14 protein-coding genes and 1 riboswitch are annotated in these 18,920 nt (G+C 50.1%); of the genes, 5 read left to right on the top strand and 9 right to left on the bottom strand.

What is annotated here, in order from left to right:
• Window positions 1-17: 17 nt before the first annotated feature.
• From DQG23_RS11725 to DQG23_RS11735, 3 genes are read right to left on the bottom strand one after another with little or no spacing between them, the layout of a single operon-like run.
• Complete coding sequence (locus tag DQG23_RS11725) at window positions 18-893, bottom strand: carbohydrate ABC transporter permease (protein WP_113031023.1); 876 nt, start codon at window positions 891-893, stop codon at window positions 18-20.
• Window positions 894-908: 15 nt separating this feature from the next.
• Entirely contained in the window at window positions 909-1,826 is a 918-nt protein-coding gene (locus DQG23_RS11730; RefSeq protein ID WP_238177850.1) for an ABC transporter permease, read from the bottom strand.
• A 36-nt stretch (window positions 1,827-1,862) separates the two neighbouring features.
• Window positions 1,863-3,677: an FAD-dependent oxidoreductase gene (locus DQG23_RS11735; protein ID WP_113031024.1), complete on the bottom strand. Its 1,815-nt coding sequence runs from the start codon at window positions 3,675-3,677 to the stop codon at window positions 1,863-1,865.
• A 126-nt stretch (window positions 3,678-3,803) separates the two neighbouring features.
• Between DQG23_RS11735 and DQG23_RS11740 the strand changes: the two genes are divergently transcribed.
• The gene (locus DQG23_RS11740) at window positions 3,804-4,598 is read left to right on the top strand and encodes a helix-turn-helix domain-containing protein (RefSeq protein WP_113031025.1); all 795 of its coding nucleotides are present in this window, start codon (window positions 3,804-3,806) and stop codon (window positions 4,596-4,598) included.
• Window positions 4,599-4,746: 148 nt separating this feature from the next.
• Here DQG23_RS11740 and DQG23_RS11745 read toward each other — a convergent pair whose 3' ends face one another.
• Genes DQG23_RS11745 through DQG23_RS11755 form a run of 3 tightly spaced genes read right to left on the bottom strand, consistent with a single transcriptional unit; the run spans window position 4,747 to window position 11,054 of the window.
• Entirely contained in the window at window positions 4,747-5,775 is a 1,029-nt protein-coding gene (locus DQG23_RS11745) for an S-layer homology domain-containing protein (RefSeq protein WP_113031026.1), read from the bottom strand.
• Between the two features lie 20 nt (window positions 5,776-5,795).
• Entirely contained in the window at window positions 5,796-8,816 is a 3,021-nt protein-coding gene (locus DQG23_RS11750; protein ID WP_113031027.1) for a DUF4838 domain-containing protein, read from the bottom strand.
• 45 nt (window positions 8,817-8,861) lie between these two features.
• On the bottom strand, window positions 8,862-11,054 hold the full coding sequence (locus DQG23_RS11755) for a hypothetical protein (RefSeq protein ID WP_113031028.1): 2,193 nt from the start codon (window positions 11,052-11,054) through the stop codon (window positions 8,862-8,864).
• Window positions 11,055-11,399: 345 nt separating this feature from the next.
• Here DQG23_RS11755 and DQG23_RS11760 point away from each other — a divergent pair, with 345 nt between their 5' ends.
• The 3 genes from DQG23_RS11760 to DQG23_RS11770 all read left to right on the top strand — a co-directional run bounded on the left by DQG23_RS11760 (window position 11,400) and on the right by DQG23_RS11770 (window position 13,571).
• Window positions 11,400-12,218 (top strand): helix-turn-helix domain-containing protein, encoded by an 819-nt coding sequence (locus DQG23_RS11760; protein WP_113031029.1) that lies wholly within the window; start codon window positions 11,400-11,402, stop codon window positions 12,216-12,218.
• A 66-nt stretch (window positions 12,219-12,284) separates the two neighbouring features.
• Window positions 12,285-12,929, top strand: coding sequence for a rhomboid family intramembrane serine protease (locus DQG23_RS11765; RefSeq protein ID WP_113031030.1), 645 nt, complete (start codon window positions 12,285-12,287; stop codon window positions 12,927-12,929).
• Between the two features lie 129 nt (window positions 12,930-13,058).
• Complete coding sequence (locus tag DQG23_RS11770) at window positions 13,059-13,571, top strand: acyl-CoA thioesterase (protein ID WP_113031031.1); 513 nt, start codon at window positions 13,059-13,061, stop codon at window positions 13,569-13,571.
• A gap of 308 nt (window positions 13,572-13,879) precedes the next feature.
• On the opposite strand, the gene DQG23_RS11775 is transcribed toward DQG23_RS11770, so the two are convergent.
• Window positions 13,880-14,710: an SDR family oxidoreductase gene (locus DQG23_RS11775; RefSeq protein ID WP_202865902.1), complete on the bottom strand. Its 831-nt coding sequence runs from the start codon at window positions 14,708-14,710 to the stop codon at window positions 13,880-13,882.
• A gap of 196 nt (window positions 14,711-14,906) precedes the next feature.
• Window positions 14,907-15,075, top strand: a riboswitch (cyclic di-AMP (ydaO/yuaA leader).
• A 180-nt stretch (window positions 15,076-15,255) separates the two neighbouring features.
• Here DQG23_RS11775 and DQG23_RS11780 point away from each other — a divergent pair.
• Window positions 15,256-15,618 carry a DUF2294 family protein gene (locus DQG23_RS11780; RefSeq protein WP_113031033.1) on the top strand — a complete coding sequence of 121 codons (363 nt, stop codon included), beginning with the start codon at window positions 15,256-15,258 and terminating at the stop codon, window positions 15,616-15,618.
• Between the two features lie 97 nt (window positions 15,619-15,715).
• On the opposite strand, the gene DQG23_RS11785 is transcribed toward DQG23_RS11780, so the two are convergent.
• Window positions 15,716-16,105, bottom strand: a complete 390-nt coding sequence (locus DQG23_RS11785) for a DUF2500 domain-containing protein (protein ID WP_113031034.1) — start codon at window positions 16,103-16,105, stop codon at window positions 15,716-15,718.
• A gap of 120 nt (window positions 16,106-16,225) precedes the next feature.
• A complete protein-coding gene (locus tag DQG23_RS11790; protein WP_113031035.1) occupies window positions 16,226-18,472 on the bottom strand; it encodes a WD40 repeat domain-containing protein in 2,247 nt (748 codons plus the stop codon).
• Window positions 18,473-18,920: the final 448 nt, after the last annotated feature.

Raw genomic sequence — 18,920 nt, forward strand, 5'->3', positions numbered from 1 at the left:
GACAAGGGCCCTTTAGATTAACCTTTTACGGACCCCAGCATAATTCCTTTGACGAAAAACCTTTGCAGGAACGGGTATACCGACAATATCGGAAGCATGACGATCATGATCGTCGCGTATTTCAGCTTCTCCGGCATGACGTTCATATTGCCGATCTCGGCGCTGTTGCCCCCCGCAGAAATTTGCAGCATTTGGGCGCCTACTATGACCTCCCGCAAAAACAGCATCAACGGCCAGTTTTCCACGCTGCGGATGTAGATGATCGCCGAGAAAAAGCTGTTCCAATAACCTACCGCCGCAAACAGCGTCAATGTGGCAATAATCGGCATGGAAAGCGGAACGATAATTTTGAACAAAATGTACGGCTCGGAGGCGCCGTCCATTTTGGCGGCTTCCTCCAGCTCCTCCGGAATGTTCTGCATAAAATTGACCATCAGGATCAAGCTGAACGCGGTGAACAATCCGGGAAACACGAGTGCCGCCAGCGTATCCAGCATGCCGAGCGAGCGAATCAAATAAAAGTTCGGAATGAGTCCGCCGTTAAACAGCATTGTGAAAATGACCAAATTGATCATAATCGCTCTGCCTTTCAGATGCGTTTTGGAGAGCGGATACGCCGTAATGATGTACAGAAAGATGCCTAACGCCACCCCGCTGACGGTGACAATAAACGTATTCAAATAGCTTCTGGCAAGAATGGGATGCGAAAGGATATCCTTATAGGCGTCGAACGATATTTCGCTCGGCCATATGCGCATCGGGTTTTGCATATACGCGGTATGCGAGCTGATCGAAACCGCGGCGACGTTCAGAAGAGGGTACAGCATGACCACGCAAATCAAAGACACGATTAGATAGACGGCGATGTCAAAAAGCTCGATTCTCTTGTGCATATTCCTCTTCACCTCCTACCACAACGACTTTCCGAATAATCGTGCAATCCGATTGGCAAATACGATCATAACGAGTCCGACTACCGATTTGAACAAACCGACGGCAGCCGTAAAAGAGAGCCTTCCTTCCAATAAGCCGACCCGATACGTATAGGTTTCAAAAACATCCGCCACTTTGTAGGTAGCCGGATTGTAGAGCAAGAAAATTTGCTCGAAGCCGATATCCAAAACGCTCCCGACCCGCAAAATCAAAATAATGACGATCGTGGCCGCTATGCTAGGAAGCGAAATGTACCATATTTTTTGCAGACGATTTGCCCCGTCGATCGTGGCCGATTCATAAAGGGACGGGTCCACGGACGTAAGCGCGGCCAGGTAAATAATCGTTCCCCATCCGAGCTCCTTCCATATTTCCGCGGAAACCAGTATCGTCCGGAAGTATTCGGGCTTAAGCAGGAAATGAATCGGCTCTCCGCCGAAATCCACGATCAGCCGGTTAACCCAGCCTGACGACGGGGACAGCATGTTGATAATGATGCCGGATATGACCACCCACGATATGAAGTGCGGCAAATACAGCACCGTTTGGGCGACTCTTTTGAACAGCAGATTCCGCATTTCGTTCAGCAGAATAGCCAAAATGATCGGTGCGGGAAATCCGAATAAAACTTGATAAAAGCTTATAATTAACGAATTTCGTAAAATCGTGAAGAAATCGTCCGACTGGAAAAGATAGCGAAAATTTTCGAAGCCTACCCATTCGCTTCCCGTTATGCCTTTCAACAAATTGAAATCCTGGAATGCAATGACGATGCCGAACATCGGAATGTATTTGAAAATAAACAGATATACAAATCCCGGTATTAGCAAGAAATACAGCCACTTGTTTTTTCTCATATACAGCCATACAGGACTGACTTTGCTGTTATTCATCTCATTCTCCTCCTGAGGACCCTTGCGCAAGCGGCGTTACTCGCAAACGATTTCAACCACCCGCGCATGGTCCAAACCGTTCATAGAGATAGCCTCCAAACGGAGCGTCTTCAGATTTTTCAGCGTTACCGGCAGATGGATCATTCGTTGATAATTGTCCTTAATATGCGCGATTTCCGTCCTCCCTTGTTCGCCATGCGCAATCAACTTAAACTCCTTCAGCGTTTCGGCTTGCGGCCGCCCCCACTGCATATGATTCTGAAGCACGTCCAAATGACATAGCATCAATAAACGGTGAAGCCCCGTATCCAGAACGATCGTAATTCGGGAAACCGTTACCGGCTCCTCCCACTCCAGCTCCAGCCAAGGACTGCCGTCTCCCGGTTCGGACATCCAGCGATGCGTGCCGGCTGACGTCAAGTCGTGACGTACCCCCTTCTCGCCATGGACCGCGCGAGTATGCCCGTCCACAACATTACTACATTTTCCTTGCATTTGCTCGGACGATGCGGAAATCCGGGCAAGCTTCGCGAGATTTCCTTCCAGCATCATGCCGGGCAAAAAAGCTCCCTGCCGAAGCAATTGCTGCTGAGCCTCCTTCACGACGCCGCTTTCGCGCCACGCTTGTTCCAGCGGCAGCTTGCGCTTCACCGCGGTTGCCGCGAACGTTCCAAGCCCTTCTCCCATTACCGCGCATGTCGCCATTACCCTGGTGCTGGAGAACGCGATATGGGTAGCGGATAAATTGCGGCCGGCGAACATCAGATTCGAAATGTTCCCGCTAATCATCGAACGCAGCGGGATGCCGTACAGATAAGGCGTAAACGGCTGATTGCACGGCTCCTCGTCCTTCGCATCGATACCTTGGGGCGGATGCGTATCCATCGACCAGCCACCGTAAGCGATTACATCATCAAAATCGACGGCCTGCTGAATATCGTTTTGGGTCAGCACGTGCTCGCCGATAAATCGTCTGGACTCTCTTTTGCCCGGAAGGAAGCCGAACCAATCCAGCGCCCAATTTTCGGAATCGGGGTGATTGCCGCTATTTTTGATGTGATCCCACACCCCCAGCATGATCGCCAGCAGCTCGTCGCGAATATGTTCGTTATCCTTGATCGTATCCAGCGTGCCGCCGAATTCCACCCACCAATAGCCGAACTCCCAGGCGTCGTGGCTTCTAAACTTCAAATCCTCCTCCGTAAACTTGCGGGCCCATTTCGGCGGGGTAAACGGCATCGGGCGGCCCATGTCCTTCGATGTGAACAAAAGGGAGGATCCGAGACGATAAGCGTCCCTGTTCAGGTTTGCGCCGGACTCGTTAAATTCATGGGTCGCTTCGCGGCCTGTCGTAAACGCGGCCCCCGCTTCAAATCCCAGCCTGCCGTCGCCCGTACAATCCGCAAAAATGTCGGCACGAATCGTAAAGCTTTCCTCCGTGCTTTCTCTCACCGCATAAGCGGAACGAATACGTGAGCCCTCAACTTCGGTTGCGACTACCGTCGTATTCAACAGCAGCGTCAAATTCGGTTCGGCGCGGCATTTCTCGTATAAGATCAAGTCCAGCATACTCGCGCTCCGCTGCGGATTTCTGACCGAGCATTCGAGCACGATTTCTTCGATGATGCCGCTTTCTCTGCGCTCCGTCTCCAGTTCCTTCCCGATAGTGGATGAGCCGGATATATTCATGCGAATCTCAGACGAGGCGTTTCCGCCAAGAACGGAACGGTCCTGGCATAAAATGACCCGGGCTCCGTTGCGAGCCGCAGCCAATGCAGCCGCCACCCCAGTCATCCCTCCGCCGGCGATCAAAACGTCCGTGTCCAACATTTTCGTATCAGTTTTCCCCATCTCCCATTGACTCCTCTGCATGCTATGATATCTTTAATTACATATTACGATCTTTCATTTACGTATTTGAATTCATAAAATTTCTTATTCATATCCAAAATTTCACGACAGAAGAGGTGAAGCGAGATGCCCGCAGGCTTGCCCGAAAACGTCTATCATATGTACTGGCTCAAAAAAGTAAAATTTTTAATGGAAACGGATACCTATGTGACTTGGGTCCTTTTTGCGGTGGAGGAAGGAAAGTTTGAATACCAAATAGGAGAAAATTACGGAGTGGCCGAGTTCGGAGACGTAGTCGTGTGCCCGCCCCAAATTGCTTTTCATCGAAACGTGCTGACGCCCTTAAGCTTTCATTCGATTACGTTCACCCTCCCCGAAGGAGAACCGCAGCAGCTTAAACCTCTTTTGGCTCAACGGAAAATAACGCTGACGCAGATCCGGCGATTGTCCGAAAACTACACTAGCTTAAGGCAGGCGGATCAGCAGTTATCCTATAGCTCCGATAATCAAAAGCTGAAGCAGCACTATTTGGCGGACATATGGCTGATGATCGCGCAGCAGGCGCTGGAATCCCCCGATACCGGGCCTTTACTGGAACATGACGAACTCATTCGCGATGTCGCGATATATTTGATTCACCATGCCCATGAAACGATCGAAATCCGGGATGTCGCGCATCAGTTCGGCATGACGCCCGTGCAGCTGATCCGCAGATTCAAAAACGGCTATGGCGTCAACCCTCTGCAATATTTAACGACGTTTCGGGTAAAGCAGGCATGCAGACTGCTGCTGACAACGGAGTGGACGCTCGATGTCATAGCGGGAACATGCGGTTACGAGAACGGCTTCTACCTCAGCAGGGTGTTCCGCAAAACAATGGGCATGAGCCCGTCCGAGTTCCGCAAGCAAAATAGGTATTAAGCGAATTTTGCCGCTGCACGATCCAAAGAGGAGCACAGCGCAAACCGCCACGCTCCTCTTTTTCTAGGTCAGTCCATACATTCTTGCCGTTAAACACGGATTCCATCCCCTCGAATCAAACACACGACCGCTGTAGGTAATAAGTCGATTAAAGCAGACTTAAAGATAATAGTAATCTTTTCATGACTACAGCCGCTTCCGCTCGGGTTGCCTGATCCTTAGGAACAAAACGATTCTCCTCTCTGCCGTTAATGATGCCTAAACGAACTGCCGTTTGAATGTCCTCTCTAGCCCACTCGCTTGCAACCTCTGAATCTGCAAATGTCTGCAAATCGCTTTCATGGCTTTCCCCTGTTTCAGAGCCCGATGCATAGTTACTCGCTCTGACGATCATCGCAGCCATTTCTTCCCTTGTGATATTTCTGTCCGGAGCAAAGCTGGTTTCCGTCATGCCTTGGATAACGCCTGCTGCAAAAGCGCGATTTACAACATCGTTATACCAGGAATCTGACGAAACGTCAGTGAAAGGATTTTCCTTCGTGCTCGTTTGGAATTTTAACGTTCTCGATATCATCGCGGCAAACTGCGCTCTTGTTACATGGGCTTCCGGTACAAAATGCTCTTCGTCCATTCCTTCAATAATGCCTTTCGAAGCGAGCAGCTCGATATCGGCCTTGGCCCAATGCCCCTCCAGATCTACAAATCCTTTTTTTGCAGTATTCACGGAAACGCTCTCTTTTATGGAATAGGTTTGACCGGTCAAATTGTGATTTACCGTTTCCAAAGATGTCCATTCCACAATGGACTTCCCGTATTTCTTGGTCTTAAATATCAGCGTACCGATGAGGATATCCCCACTTTCTCCGGTCACATTGCCGATTTTGGTATGAGCGAGAAGGATCTCGTTGTCCTTAATAATAGGCGAAACGGAAAACCCCTCCAGATTAGACTTGGCTTCCACAAGTTCAAGCATACTAGGGTCGAATGTAAGCCTCGCCTCATAAGCGTATAAATCGGTAATATTTTTACCGCTCATGGTTATAGTCATTTCGCCTTCAACCGGGTTATTTGCAGTTAGTAGAAAAGATGGGGCGGTCTGCGCATAAACGCTTGTCGGAAGCAGCAACAATAAACAAAGCAGAGGAAGTATGATAGAAACGATTGTTTTGCGATTCATAGTAACATCCTTTCCCTACGCTACTCCACGATCTTTTTGGCAACCGCGGCGAGATCAAGAATATCGATTTTACCATCGCCATTAATATCCGCTTTCTTCACTTGCTCCCAATTCGGACTGCTGCTGTCTTTGCCATAATGCGCAGCCACGAACGACAAATCGCCTATGCTCACTTTACCGTCTTGATTGATGTCCGGATGGTTTCCGCCCGTGCTTCCTGCCGTTACCTCAACGGTGACGGACGATAATGCCGTTTGAAATTCGTTTCCTTGAGCATCTCCCAAAGAGACGCTCGTAATCGAAATCACGCCTGAAGCCGTTTGCAAAATATTTTTCGCTCTGAAGGTAACCTCAATCACTTGCGCATTACCGGTAACCGCGTATTCCGGACCTTGACTGGCAACAATCAACCGAAGCTTGCCGGCAGGTTCCTTGACGGTCTCGACAATGGCAACCCCTTCGATCAGCGGCCTTGCAGACACGAGCTCCATGACGTTAGGATCATAGTCAAAGTTGATGTCCTGCGCATAAACGGCTCGACTAACATCGCTAAGTCCATAGTTAACCTTAAATTCCGCACCTGCAGGAATCGAGGTTACGTTAGCCGTTAATATGCTTTTGTCAATGGAAGTGCCGGGTTCTCCGTCGGGTTCGGAAGCAGTCGTCCAGAGAATTGCAGGGCCTACAATGCCTCCGGTGCCCAATTCATCTAAGTACTGATTGTTTATAGAGACGACAATATCGTTAGGTTGTCCAAACTTGATAACACTCGTAACGTCATATTCCCACGGCATGACCATTGCGATGCCTTTGGACTTTGGCTGAATTTCCTTCCCGTTGACCCAAACCCGCGGTTTTTCGTCAATGTCTCCGAACCAGAGTTTAATCGGTTTATCTTTATATTTATCCGCAACGTTAACGGCAGTACGGTACCAAACCTCCCCCTTGTAGTAACGCAAACCTTGATTGGACCACGTATCGGAATATGTCTTCAGCTTCATCCACGATTGCGTGCCGACTCCCGGCTTCCATAATCCCAGCTTCTCGCCGTTTCCTCCCGGAATAAACATGGCCAACCATTCATCAGGGAGCTCGGCAATAATTTTGTTCCCTTTGGTAACCCGTTCGTATGCCTGCTCAATTTGGTACTTCCAAAAAAGATCCAAGTATCCGCCCGCAAAAGGATGAATGATAACGGGGGAGTGAAACGAAGCCACCGTTAAGAGCGCTTTCGCCTCGTCGTAATATTGCTTTGCCTTCACAAAATCAAATTTGAGGTAGGCATTACGCATATTCGTAAACGCTTTCCCAAAATCGAACGCGACGCGTACCATCCTGATCCGTTCGGCGTATCCGGAATTCGCCGGCGCCTTGCCCTCCGCTTCGACCAGCGTGTCCTCCAGAGCTGCCATAACCTCTGCAGTCAGTATTTTCGAGAAATCGAACACAGCCCCGGTGTAGTGATCCGCATGGATAAACGTATCTTCCAGCTTTCGAAAATGATTCCACATGGGCTCCGCCGCCGGGCCATAATATTTGGAGAAATAGTCCGTTAACGTCTCCTGAACGTCAAGCTCCGGATTCCAGTTTAATTTGGACATTAAATATAAGGACGGCCCTTGATAAGCCCAAGACGGCAGTGCTTCGAAAACAAGCTGATTCATCCCCTCTTTGCGAAAATGCTTGATCTCCTCTACGGTTCGATTGATCATCGAAAAAGGCATCCCCGGGTCAGCCAAATTATACATATAGGTGTAGAAGGATACATCTACCCCTAATTTTTTCCAGTCACTGATGAGCCCTTTCAAATAAGTCCGCTCCCAAGACATGTCATTCTCCATTGAATGGATGCGCTCGACCGAAATCGGGGCAATAACAGGCAGCAGCTTAGGGTTGGGAATTTCGCGAACCGGTGCCCTCATGTAGCGAACGTAAGCCAAAAAAGCTATGCCGACATCAGGATACTGGGGCTCAATTTGCTCTAAAACCATATTGAAAAATTTTACATAACGATCGGTTATGGAGTTGGAGCCCATAAGCGGATCGTAATCTACGGCGTCCCAGTCAGATGTACCAAAATCGTCGCCGTCATTCGGTCCCATGTTTATATACTTGGCATTCGGATTTTGCTCCAGGTACTTCAACGCTTCATTAACTACACATGTAAGCACCTCCGGTTTCGTTACATCGAATTGGCTTGTCGGCTTTCCATTCACTTGAACAAACAAGTCCGGCCGTTCCTTCACTGTAATTTTGCAGAGGAGCCCGTGTTGGCTAAGACGAATGGTATTATTGCCGCGGTTATGCTGCAGCCACGGGGTTCCCTCAAACTTATCCACGAAATCCATCTTGGTCTGGGCGAACAGATATTCCATCCCTCCGACAACTCGGGTCGTCATACCCGGATGCTGGATTGTATTCTGCTCCTTGACGCGAATCGTTTGCATAGAAGGAATTTCCGTTCCGATCTCCCCGGGAGCGAACCAACGAATGCCGATCTGCTCAAGCAGCTCATAGGCAGCAAACAACACACCTCTGCCGGAAAGACCGACCAATTGAATACTCTCGCCGCTTACCGACAGACGAAAGGAATCAGGATCAGTCCCACCCTGACGGATTTGATCCAGATCGGGATCAGGCGCAGCACTTCCTACAAAAATTTTCGTACCTGTGACAGCGCTTGCATTTGTCACAATAGACAGCTCCGTCCCGGATATCCGTTTCAAATAGCTTTGCAGCTCTTGTGCCGCCTGCTTCTCGAGCTCCGTCGCAGTCGTCGTTACTACGATAGCTGCACGACTTTCACCTTCCATAACAAGCTCCAGCTTGCCGGCATCAGGATCTTCAACAGACTCTTCGTTTGGCTCAAGGTATTCTCCCATAACGTTTGAAATCCCCGCTACCGGCGCATTCCCTTCAGCATCGCTCTGAGTCCCGGCTTCCTCGGCATAAGCAAGAGGGGGAACGAGCGACACGAACAAGGATAACAAAAGCAGCAGACAAACAAAAAACGATGCTTTACGAGAAAAACTTTTTTTCATTTCGATCCTCCTATTTTTCCATTAAGTGCAACATAAACATTTCCATCATCTCTTTTGCACACGTACCGTTAGTGTGGCATTAGGCAAATCAATCGTACTGGACATCGGATTGACTACTTCAACCGTTACGGCATTCAAAGCGGATACTCTGGGGTGCAGCTCGATTCCCTGCGTATCAATATTTAACGTCGCCTCGACAAAATCCCCAAAGGCCGCGCCATTAACGGTAACGACCGGCGGTGCCGGGTCGCGGCTGCCGCTGGATAAAGATGGCGCATTATAAGTCGTACTTGCGGCAAGCACGGAACTTGCATCATACCGGCTAATAATCCAATTCTTAGAAGCGCGGAAATACTCGGCAAATACAAGGCTAGGGCCGGAAAGGATTAAAGTCTGAGCTGCCGCCGCCGGATTGCCGATCGTTGTTCCCGTCCCCGCCGTAACCGTGATCGTGCGCATGCCTGTGCGCGGAAATACAAGGATCCTACTTGAGATCCCGGAAGTCATGAAATCATCGCGGATAAAGCTCAGCGTTACGGAAGTACCGGTAACGACAGTAACGGGAACCTCCGGCCCATAGACTGACGGATCGACTACAGGTATGTGCAGTTTCTTGTAAGCTGTAGCTACGGAAGAGGACTGGTAATCCAAATCGGCAGCTTCGACCGCTCCTTTGCTTACATCAAAATCTATCGCATAACGACCCACGCACTGGCTTATTCTCTGATCGCAAGTCATCGGATCAAGATTGCCGATTACGTAGTGACCGACAACGTTGTTATTGGAAACGGCTATCCTTCCTGCCTCGGCATATACCGTATCTATTGAGCCGCCAAGGTGACCGGTATTGGGTCCGGTGCCTAGCTTAACGGTAATAAGATTAGACTCGCCGCTGCACTTGCCTACCGATCCCGGATAGAGCTGTGCTACATAATATCCGACGGAGCACCCCAAAGTAGTAATAACCCCGACAGAGAACGGACCGGTCGTGCTTTTGGCAACCTTAAACCCCGAGCCAATACACCACATAGGGCTTTTAGCCGATGCAAAATCATCATTCGTTACCCACAGCTGCACCTTTACCGTTCCTGCTCCTCTGTCTATAGAGGTAATCGTATAATCGTTTTTACCGATTACGAGACTATCGCCGACCTCCGCCTCGTCAGGAATATTCGTAACGCCGGTAAACTCCGTGTATTGCACATGGGTGCCGTATGGCCCTGTAAGCGTGTGACCGGTGTAGGTAAACACGGCTCCGATTACCGGGGTAATCCCAAATCCGCAATAAAACGTTTGAATCGACTCCACCTTAACGTGATAAGCCAGATCCGGAACCTCAATTCCCTGAACCTTAAAGTATTTAGCCTCCATACGGCCAAAAACGCTTCCGGATACGTTTGTAATTTTGGCTCCCTTATGGTTCGTTCTTTGAGCCAAGACTGTCGAGCCCTTCCCTGTCACTATAAAGCTGCCTATATGCGTATTTGGAAAATTATCGATCTCCAGCATCCAATCCGCAGAAGCGTAGTTCGATTGCAGCTTGAGTGTTCCTTGAATGGAAGACGGCCTGTCAACCGCACCTCCTGCAAATACAATCTTGTCGGATACGATCATGTCTATGTCCCAACTGACAGCCCCCTTAACGTTTGATGCCCTAGCGGCAAACGCTTGAAGCCCGGCGGTTCGGTCAACGCCGTTTAAGCATCCAAACATATAGGGAGTAAGCGTGCACGATTTACGAATATAACATCCGCTGCCAGAAGGGGCCGTTTCGCCTGCGCCATTCAAAAAATCCGCATGAGTAGACGCCGCCCCCGTCCACGGCACCGTACTGCTGATGATGTCTCCGCCATTATGGTTAGACTTAGGTTCGTCAGCTTTAAAGAAAAAATCGCCGCCCCCTGCGTTTTCACCGTCATAATAGCTCTTAACCGCATACGTTAAGTCTTCGCTTGCAGACTGATTTAATAAGTCGGCGATCGAGTCTACCGATACGATCGTGCAGCAGCATCCCGAAACACCATAGTCCGGGTTCCCATAGACTGCTCCATGCACCGAGTTTTCCGCTTTCCCGAATGCCGTTGACGGTCCGGACAACACGCTTTGTGTTGCGATCGCAGCACCTGCCATTCCTAATGAGGCCAGCAGCTTCCTCCGGCTAATCTTGCTTTCCGGTTCCGCCTGCGCCCCTTCTTCCTCACGAACCCCGACATTGCGATTCCTATTTTCCTCAAGCATACCGGCTCCTCCTTGTCCGCTTCATTTGTTCACCGTTTTCGACATAAATGGAAGCGCTGTCAAAAATACTGGAATACTTCCATCACCACTCCGTTCCCCGCGTATTTGTTAGAGGATCTAATGCTTGTTCGGTTCACTTTTTCATGATCTCATCCATTCACCCCATTTTCCGATCTTAGCTCCAGCAGAGAAACTCCCTAAGCTCGTTTTGCGTGCATCCGCTTACTTTAAGGAGCGATGAAGCTTATAAGTCAAAATTATAGGAAATCGCTACACCTTTTGATATGCACCATGTTACTATAGGCGTAGCACTTTATTTCATTTCATCGTTAAGGAGTGTTTCAGTTGAATCCCTATTCTGCTGATAGCGTGCTCCCTCATTATCTACAATCGATGCATTGGGCAAACAAGGACAATTTCTTGTTAAGTGTTGATATTTATTCGAACTGGATTTTATTCGCTGTGGAGGAAGGAAGCTTTGAGTTTGAGATAGGCGAAGAGAAGGGAACCGGGAGAGCGGGGGATTTGGTGTTAAGTCCGCCGTATATCCCTTTCCGACGGAAAATCGTTCATAATCTGACCTTCTTCTCGATCAACTTCCAATGGAAAAGCATGGCGGAGCAAAAAACCGTCACGGATCCCCGGCTGTTATCCCATATTCCCATCGGCAAAATATCCTTGCAAAACAACGAACGGCTGAGTTCCAACTATGACTATCTGAGAAAATTGCAAAACAAACATGATGCGACAAGCATTCATCGAAAAAATCATTTACTAAACGACATTTGGCTGCTTTACTGCTTGGAAGCGAATATTTTGAAACAGCCGAAGTGGAGTCCCGATCCCTTGATGAGCATCGCCATGAGGCTGATTAATGAAAATTGCTTCGAATATAGCTTCAGCATGAAGAATCTATCGGATGATTTGGGCCTTACTCCCGTTCAATTCACCCGAAAATTTAAAACGGCATGGGGAATGACACCTTCGGAATTTGCCATGGAATTGAAAATGGACAGGGCCAAACGTTTACTTGCCGAAAGCACGTTATCTCTCCAAAAGATCGCGTATCTGTGCGGATTCGAGAACGGGAATTATCTCAGTCGCATTTTTTCCAAAAAGTTGAATATACAAACTACGGATTACCGCCGTTTGCATCATCGTTAAGCGTTTTGGGGAACTTGGGGAATAATAAAAGGAAAGGAATTGCAGTGAAGAAAGGAGTGCGTTAAAATGTTCGCAAGAACGGAAAGCTTGAAGCAATACATACGTCTATACCCGGTAACGACCGCGCTAATCGTCATTAATCTCATTGTATTGGGGCTCATGGAATGGTACGGTTCTTCTCAGGATAATGAAACCTTGTACCGGTTCGGCGCTTTATTCGACCTTCCCGGCGAAACGGCCGAGCCATGGAGGTATGTAACGGCCATTTTTCTGCATATCGGGTTTTCGCATTTGCTGTTCAACTGCTTTACGCTATATGTGTTTGCGCCGCCGCTCGAAATCATGCTGGGGAAATGGCGGTACATCCTTTTGTACCTGGTGAGCGGAATTGTCGGGAATATCGCCAGCATGCTGCTGCATCAGGACTATTTCATCTCGGCCGGGGCATCCGGCGCGCTTTACGGCATATACGCCGCCTACTTATACTTGGCAATATTCCGCAAAGATATTATCGACAAGCAAACGAAGCAGACGATCGTTACGATTATCGTAATCGGATTTCTATATTCCGTCATCGTCCCGAGAGTCGATCTGTACGCCCATTTCGGCGGTTTCGTCGGCGGGTTTGCCACGATCGCGCTGATCGCTCTCTCCATCAAGCGAAGATACCGCAAAATGATGGAAGAATATGAAGAGCAGGGGCATGAATAAAGAGAAGCGGTTGCCTCTCTCCTTGCAAAAGAAGCGAACGTTCGCCCAATGCGTCATGTTACCGGAGCACATCCTTTCTGAAGCTCAATCGCCAAAGCATTATACACACCAATCATAAAGGGGTCAGTCATGGAAAAGAGATATGTCAAAGAATCGAGAACGTACAAAACGTCGCGGATTTTTCCGACAGACGTTAACAATCACAATACGCTGTTCGGCGGCAAGCTGATGTCGTATATCGACGATATCGCCTCCATCTCCGCATGCAAGCACAGCCGCTGCTCGGTCGTAACGGCCTCGACGGACTCCGTGGACTTCCTGTCCCCGATCCGTCCGACGGATTCCGTATGTTTGGAGTCTTTCGTCACCTGGACGGGCAAAAGCTCGATGGAAGTGTTCGTTAAGGTCATCACCGAAGATTTGCGAACCGGCAAAAGGGATATCGCCGCGACTTCGTTCCTGACCTTCGTCGCGCTTGACGAAAACAAAAAACCTGCAATTGTGCCTCAGGTCATTCCCGAAACGAATGAAGAAATCATGCTCCACGATTCCGCGAAGCAGCGCGCCGATATGCGGAAATACCGGCGTGAGGAAAGCAAGAAGTTTTCCGATCATTTGTTGATGAATTTCCCTTGGGAGTAACGGCAAAGATAAACAGCATGTAAGTTGTGTGAAAGAACGTTCCCCGATTTTTTCGGGCGACAGCAAGTGCAAAAGGCTATCCGCTCCTCCCTTTGGGGATGTGCAGGATAGCCTTTATGCTTCTTAAGCAATAATGCTTGCAGCTAAATATGCTGAACCAATGAAGGGAAGTCCGCATTCCACTCCGAATGGGGTTGCCTCGCCGCTTCAGACATCTCGTTTGGCGTTACTCTTATTGGATGGGCCCTCGGGAAGCAACAACGCAAAGCCAAAAGTCGCTGTAAGGCAATCCCCTTGCTCCAAATGTATTATGCCAACCCCGTCCACTTCATGCTATTGGCGTACAACTGCTCCTGGAGGGCGATATCGTAAGAGGCGGCACCCGTCTGCTTCACTTGCTGGTCCTTATAATATTTCCCGGTCCGCCCTTCCAGCTCCGGAGACGATGCCAGAAATAATGGCGTTTGCGCGCCTTGCTCAGGCGTCTTCATGAACAAGCGCATCAACGGCCGAAGAAATGCCGGCGCGAATTTAGCCGACTGCGGCGTATATATCGCTCCGGGATGCAGCGCGTTAATCGTTACCGACGAGCCTTGGAGTCTTTTGGCGAGCGTATACGTCATCATGACGACAGCAAGCTTGGCTTGTCCGTATGCGGCAAACGATTTGTAGACCGGCGGATTCAAAACGGTATCGACGGCGATCGTTTTCGCCTGCACCTCCGATGCCACGTTCACGATCCTTGCGGGCGCGCTTGCTTTGAGCGTATCCATCAGCAGATGAGTCAGCAGGAACGGCGCCAAATAATTGACGGCGAACGTCATTTCAAAGCCGTCCATGCTGCGCTCCTGCTTCGAGAACATGCCGCCCGCATTGTTGACGAGCACGTGCAGCTTATCATAACGCTCCTTAAACTGGCGGACTACTTGCCGCACAGACTCCAATGAGGCAAAATCCGCTACGAGCAGCTCGATATTGCCGTTCCCGCTTTGCTCGGCGATTTCCTTGCGGGCCGCTTCCCCGCGCACGCGATCACGGCAAACGATCACGACCTCGGCACCCTGTTTGGCAAGCCCTAATGCGGTCGCTTTGCCGATCCCCGAATTCGCGCCGGTTACCATTGCTATTTTTCCTTTCAACCGATATCCCCCGTCCCTTTTGCATTATCCTATAATTATGCTGCATGCCATCAATGGTATTTGGTTTCGGCTTATTATTCAAGGCCTTCCGAAAGTGAAGTTTGTGTGACCGATTCCGGCTTTTTGGCGTAAAATGAATAATTTGTATTTTACTTTGCTGCGCAATCGCGGTATGATAGAAGTATATCTTTTCATATGTTAATGATCGCTGAGTTCCCAAAAGGGAAACGGGGGAACCATCCGAGACCGGTCGAGCACAATCCGGTTTCATGGGGTGAATCTTGAGCATACAACGTATGCTCGGGTAGGGCACTCTCAAGCCCGAATCCGACAGCTAACCTCGTAAGCGTTTTGAGAGAGAACCGCTATCGCGCACTCTACAGCTATTTAGCTGATTGTAGAAGCCGAGAGTAGAGTTTCTCTACTCGTCAGGCTTCTTTTTTATATTCATTTTTTGTAAATCATTTTCACAATCACCTGTCGGCCTTTAACGCTTGTGCGAAACAAACAAAGTCATCTTATATTTTAATAAAGGAGTGAGTGCCATGATGAACGAATTGCGCAACCAGATCGAGGAAGCTTACCTGCAGTGCCACTTGGAAGTGTCGGGTAATCAACCGAACAATATGGACGTACGTATCGTACGCAACCATATCGTCATCATGAGAATCGACGGCGACGAAACCGAGCAATCGCCTATATCTCTTCCCGTTTACGGCGAGGACGGCCACCCTCATGCGAGCGTTTCGGAACGCGACCGGCTTCACATTCTGCTAAAGCAAAAGCTGAGCGACATTACCGGCTTCGAAGTGACATCCATTCAATCGGACATTTTTCTCGATACGGGCGAAAAGCTGGACTTGATCCATTTTGAATCGGACGTGGAAAGCAAGTTTGTGACGGACTAATTGATGACTGGGACATTGTCAATCATTCAAACCCAAAGAACCTCCATCTCCGCCATTTCATACATGGGGATTTGGAGGTTTTCGCATTCGGCGAGTTTTACCAACGCTCGTAGCCGTGATATCGCGTTCCTTGGAAAGTCAAACGGCCCTGATCGCCTTCAGCCAATTGGCCGAATTCGCGCCCGTTGACCCGGAATTCCATCCGGTCGCCGCTTTCTACCTGAAACGTTACATAATATGTCGTCGACGTATGCATATGAGCCTGCCCGTTTGTATTATGGTTATGGTGGCTCACTTCCGTCCGCTTCGCAACAACCCCGGCTTCGACGGTCAGCACCGGCTGCCGGTTATTGCTGCTCCATTCCGCCACGCCGCTAATCAGCTTGACGACTATGAAGATCAATATAATGACAAACACGATCGGAAATAAAGTGCCAACGATCCCAAAGCCGCCGCCCATGCCGCCAAAACCGCCTATATCAACCATGCTATCCCCTCCGTTGCGCTAGCTGCATTCCCCCTTTTCTTATAGTAGGCGGTTTTCCACGGAATTTCCAGTGCAGAAAAACTTACGATTAAATGCGAGCAACAAGCAGGAACGCTAGCCCTACCTCGAAAACCTAGCTCCCCCATACCGGACCACGCAGCCGTACAACTCACCCGACGCGACGCACAGGCAATCTTCGGTTGGATCGTAGGCGAGGCAGGAAATATAATGAATGCACGCCCATTCCGAGTCGATTTCCGACAGCCTAGCGTTATCCTTGATCACTCTCGGCCTGCCCAGATCCGTCAAGCCGCCGGCTTGCGAAAAATAAAACACATGGCCGGCATCTCTGCCGCCGCCGTAAACCCCGGCTACCGCGTCGTCCGTCAGCCGAACGAACTGCCGGAGCTGTCCGCTGGAGTACAGCCTGCCGTACGAGATCGTGCGCCGAAGATCGGGCGACAAGCAGAACAACATGCCGTCGCTCGTTCCGGCTACGACCGTGCCGTCGGCCAAAACGGCGCCTCCCGTTATCGCCGCACGGAACGCTTTTCCTCTTATGGACGGCGCCTTCACGGCCAGCGTTTCGCCGTTCGAGGCGACAAGATCATATACGACGATTTCGTCGTTGCAACCGGAAAGCAAAATCCGCCGATCGTCCAGCCTAATAATCGCCGCGTCTTCGGCCGCTTGGAGGCGGACGCCGTCCAATTGGCGCAAAGCGCCCGCGGCAATGTCGAATACGTATACGGCGCCGTCGCGATCGCTTGCCAGCAGGGTTCCCTCATCGAGAGCAAAATGAAGCCTAGCAAAAGCGGCTCCAGCCGGAAACGGTGCCGACTGCCGGCAGTCTCCCGTTATAACATTGATGAATACGATGTGGCCGTCCGTCGTAAGGACAGCGATCGTATCGCCGCTCATATCCGCACAGAATACCGGAGCGCCCCCCTCATAAACGGCTTCGCTGCGCAAAGGCGTTTCACCCATATAATCGGCAACCGTCAAGTACACCTTTTCCTTGCCGCTTATGCAGTACAGCTTGCCGTCTATCGCACGCATATGGCGGACCCCCGTATTTTTCCACGCCATATGGCGGTGCAGCGGCAGCGTCCGGATCGTCTCCGCTTCGATGTGCATGTATGCCGCGCTTCCGACCAGGTTCCAATCCGGCTCGACATACGGCTTGAAGTCCGCTGCAGGGGCATCTTCGCCCGGCGGCTCCAGCTTGCCCGCATCAACCGTCAAAACGTACGGCGAAAACTCCCCGCATACGTCGACCATATGCAGCCGGCCGTCCCGGTCGAATATCATCTCGCAAATATATTGTGAAGCTTTTCCTTGTGGAACGATCAATCCGAGATTTTCGGGCTTCCCGCCGCGTAAAATATCCCATCTGACCAGCCGGAGCGGCAAATCCTCGTCATAGGTTTTTAGCCCGTAGTAGATGACGAAGCCGGCGTCCGCGGCCAATCCACCGATCAAATAAGGCTTTTCCGGCTGCTGTCCCGGTAGATGAATATGTCCGTGTCTCGTAACCTCCAGCGTCTCGGGATCCAGCTCGATCATTTCCCCGTCAACGTTGTTGGCGAGCAGCAGCGTATCTCTAGGCGTACTAAGCGCAAAAATAAACTGCCGCCGATACTTCGTGCCGTTCGGAGACTCGAAACACACCTTCAAATCCTCGATCTCGTCCCGCTCCGGATCGTACCGCCACAGCTCTCCCGTATAGGAGCTCCCATATAGGCGTCCCTTCGCATCCTTCGCCAGCCGGCACGAGGAAAATTCGGTTACTTTTCCGTAATCCTTCACCTCGTTCGTTTCCAAGTCCAGCCTGTAAAAATGCCCCCGCATATACCCGAGAAAATAGTAATACCGGGGATCATTCCCCAGCATGCCGCCGTAAATACTCTCCCTCGGGACCGGGATTCCTTTCACCTGCACCTCGTTCGTGTCGGGATCAACGATCATCAGGATGGAGCCGGGATAGCCTTCCCACGGATGCTCGTAGTGCTGCTCGTACATCCACTGCTTATGTCCGGGCGCGGGAGCCGTATTATGCGTCGCCATAATAAGCTTGCCGTCCGGCATGAAATCGATGCTTGTATGGATTTTGCTCGGCGGCATTTGCTCGGGATCAACGATCCATATTTTGGCCACGTCAAACATGAGCCGCAGCGCTCCCGTTTCCGGGGAATACTCGTAGAGCAGCGCCGTCAACGGTTTTTCGTTCTCGCCGCAAACGCTGATATACCAGCGGTCATCCGGGGATTTTTGAAAATCCCATACCGCATTATGCCCGTTCTCGTTCGGCAGCTGTACGAACCTCGTGTGCCGTTCCGGCAGCGCCGCCAGCAAGTTGTGCTCCATCGTCGTTTCCTCCGCGATCTTAATTAGCAATCAATATAAATAACACGTAAGGCGTCCTTTAAGACGCCCTGGGCTTTTTACTCGCGAACTATCGGTACACCTTACATCACACTGGGGGTTTTCCTCAAAACCATACAAGGCCTCATCATTTAGGCCAAAGGCGAGTAGGATCTCATCAGTTCACGCCGAAGCCGAAAATGTGTATGAAAAATTGCATACATTTTGTCGTTCCAAGGTAAGTTCGACGATTCTATTCGAAAAATCATATATATTGGGTCAATCTGCATAAAACCCGACGAATCTATATGAAATTTCGCATACAATTGACCGTTCCCAGCCAATACCGCCACTTAAAAAGGAAGCCGCGTCCCGGCACACCGTAAACGCCGTCCAACTGGCATCGCTCTCCCTTTTCCCGCAGCAATCGGCTTCTTTTCCGCACCGCGCG

Origin of the sequence: Paenibacillus contaminans, assembly GCF_003285015.1 — a bacterium.
Taxonomy (GTDB): Bacteria; Bacillota; Bacilli; order Paenibacillales; family NBRC-103111; genus Paenibacillus_V; species Paenibacillus_V contaminans.